This window comes from Clostridium sp. UBA5119 (assembly GCF_002414285.1).
In the GTDB taxonomy this organism is placed as follows: domain Bacteria; phylum Bacillota; class Clostridia; order Clostridiales; family Clostridiaceae; genus Clostridium_J; species Clostridium_J sulfidigenes.
In genome coordinates this window covers 25,496-28,751 of the sequence record NZ_DHYX01000069.1, presented here as the reverse complement: position 1 = coordinate 28,751, position 3,256 = coordinate 25,496, and the positions used below count along the sequence as shown (strand labels likewise).

Below are 3,256 nucleotides of genomic sequence, written 5' to 3'. Positions count from 1 at the left end.
TCAAACACATTTCGACGAAGTCTCCAAAGACTGATTCCATAGCCGTTTTCCTTTATAACTTGCATCCATGAGTTTAATGTATTTTTATCTGCATACCACACTTCATGTTCAATCCCATCCTCATCAGTGTACTTGAACACTATGCATTGGCTTTTATTGTCTCTTTCCTCTTTTGCGCTATATTCTTTTACTAAATCTTTAGCTTCGACTTCAGATAAGGAAGTTACCTTTCCATCTGAAGCCCAATTAAATCCACCTGTAGCAATGGCAAAATTTTTACTTCCTGGTACTCTTTCCATCTTATCCATCAATTCTTTTATGAACTGAGGATTTGCTTTTTCTCCCGGTTCACTAAATCCTCCATGTAGATTGTAACACATCATAACATAGGTCGGACCCTCTATAAACTCTAGAGCATCAAAAGGGACATTAGGTTCTAATATGACTCTCAATTTTAACCCAATTCCATTACTTTCATCATATAGCTCATTAATGAACAATAAGTAATTATTCCATAATTCCATATCATCCTTAATTTGTTCATAGTCAATTTCTATTCCATTAAAACCATACTGAGATGCTAAACTTATTATATCCTTAACATGTTTACTTCTTAAGGTAGAATCTGTGAGCAATGTCTTTAAAAGATCCTTATCCTTTAGTGATGAAGTTCCATAACTATTTATTTTATCATTAACAATAGTAAGATATTTAGTATAATCCTCATCCTTTATTCTATTATAGTAATCTACTAATTGCTGTGGTATTATCAGTTCATTATTGGAATCAAAATAAGCTGCAAAATATGAAACTTCCTTTAACTGATTATCCAAAGACTTAACTTCTCCTTGTACATCTAAATCCCAATAAGTAATCCATGCTGATAAGTTATCTATATTTTCATCAAATATCTTTTTATCCTCAATTACACCTGTCTCTCCAACCTGTACTTTATTGCTATTTTCCAAGGGATTTTTTTCTTTTGAACAACCATATAGAAACATACTCATTATTAAAGTCAAAGTAATAATAATCCAAGTACTCTTTGCTCTTTTACTCATTTAACACCTCTATAATCTATAAATATTTAATAAAACAGTCTATAATTTTATCAGTAAGATTTCTAATGGAATAAATTATACTATCAACTCCCTTTAGTGAGCTATCATACAATTCATTATCATTAACATCAGTTATCCTAAACTTTTTAAATACACCATCATATACATCATCTGCAATATTCCTTTGACTATATCCATATTCTCCCCATGCAGACTCTAAATAAATACTTCCCTGATTCTCATTAGTTACATCCAAGTCTTTAGCTATATTAGTACCATCAATGTCTACACTAATTTTATCATTAATTAATGTTATATCAACCTTTCTGCTTCCTCCATCTCTTATATCAAATTTTTCCTCTTTATTTTTACTTAAGTCTAGTGAAAATATGACATTAGAGCTACCTTTTGAATTTTCAATAATACTTATTACGTTATTCATAAGTCTAACACATAAACTATCACTTTGATCATCATTAGCTCGCAAATAAATACCTTGAGAACCTATGATATTCCCATTTAATATTGTTGACACCTTAATATCCTTATAAGTATCACTATTTAATAGTTTAAGGATACCTTTTCCTTCTGATAAAGATGTTAATATAATAGCATCATCCTTAAACTCTGCTTTTCCTGATACCTCTTTAAATTTACTTGCCTTTTCTTTATCTCCAATTACAAATTTAATATCCTGCTTCGTATCATTCCAGATTCTCATTAACAAATGATTGGTTGACCAATAGGACTGTGGTTGAATTCTAGTTAAATCATAGATTGAACTATCTATTGTATTTAGCGAGAAACCTTCCCTATTAAAATTCATATTAAATAACTCTTTAATCCATTTACCATTTATTTCACTTACCTTGTCATTAGTACCAAACTGACCTGTATTAGAATGCATTAAAGCATATACTTTAGGCACTTGACTAATTTCCTTAGTATACACTTTAGATAAAGTCTTATAGTCACTATCAATACGCTGTTTCATTTCTTCATAGGACTCTTTGGGAATATTATATTCATCTCTAATATAATCCATTAAATAGTGATTATAATCTCTCTCCATACTTGAAGCTGATTCTGCAAACTGAACTGAATTTAAATTGCCTAAGTAATTTGAATCTTTATCAAATACATTTATGTACTCAAGTCTATACCCATTTGTACCTAATTCCCAGTAAGAACTATCTACTAACTCTAATAGCTCATTAGAACTTAAAAATTTCGAGTCTTCCTTTTCAAATTTATCAGCATAAGTTAGCATAGTTGCCTTTAAATTGTATTCTTCTATGATTTTTTGAGAAAATATTGCTGTATCTCTTCTTCCATCTTCAAATAGCAAAAATATTGATTTAGGTGGTAATGTCTTACCTTTTAAATAATAATCCACTACATCCTTTTGAGAAATTGTTACATATCCGTTATCTTTTAATGCTTTAAGCTGTTCATCCAATCTTTTGGTACTTATTAAGGTATCATTTCCTGTTCTATCTATACCAAAATATGATACTGCAATGAAGCCACTATCTTGATTATTACTTATCTTAGATGAATTGTAAGGCTCATATACAGAGAATGAAAATAAAGCTTTTATAATAGCTATTAACAATATAATTAAAATAACTCCTTGTAATATACCTCTTGCTATCTTAATCCTATCTTTCTTTTTAGGAGAAAAAGTATTACTTTTCATTGTTTTTCCCTCCTCTTTTCTTAAGCTTACTGGAAATAGTTCTCTGTTCCTTCTTCTTTTGAGCCTTTATATCACTCGGAGTCATTCGCGTGCCCCATGTGGACTTCCAAAAGGTTACCCATGCAATAGGCATCTGCCACAATAATACTGCCTCATAATAAATGCAAAATACCATACCAAAAACCCATGTAGTACTTTTTCTAAGAAACATTTGAGCAAAACTCATCATCAAAGCCATCATCAATATTCCTACTAAGAAGGTTGTTGGAAATATCTTATGGATAATTGGAACATAAATTAAGTTATATGTAACAACTATTGGTGCAACAATAGGCACTACTACACCCATATAAAAGAATACTGCCATAAAAGGCTCCTTTTTCCACATAAATTTACCTGCAATTATTGATTCTCTTAGCCATGAACGCTTCCACCTCATTTGTTGCTTAAGAAATATTTTATATTTATTAGGTACAATGGTAGAACAGATAGCTGT

2 protein-coding genes and 1 pseudogene are annotated in these 3,256 nt (G+C 30.3%); all 3 read right to left on the bottom strand.

The features are described 5' to 3' along the window. The coding region (locus B2671_RS11325; RefSeq protein WP_346870515.1) for a glycosyl hydrolase family 18 protein at positions 1 to 1,061 on the bottom strand (1,061 nt) is incomplete at its 3' end. A gap of 16 nt (positions 1,062 to 1,077) precedes the next feature. Then, positions 1,078 to 2,760, bottom strand: a complete 1,683-nt coding sequence (locus B2671_RS11320; protein ID WP_346870514.1) for a glycoside hydrolase — start codon at positions 2,758 to 2,760, stop codon at positions 1,078 to 1,080. Continuing rightward, positions 2,750 to 3,256 (bottom strand): annotated as a pseudogene (locus tag B2671_RS11315) (glycosyltransferase family 2 protein); the annotation flags it as partial. The pseudogene B2671_RS11315 and the gene B2671_RS11320, both read right to left, overlap by 11 nt.

Excerpts from the sequence above, each read along its gene's own strand:
- B2671_RS11320 (WP_346870514.1), bottom strand. The coding sequence starts at position 2,760 with ATGAAAAGTAATACTTTTTCTCCTAAAAAGAAAGATAGGATTAAGATA.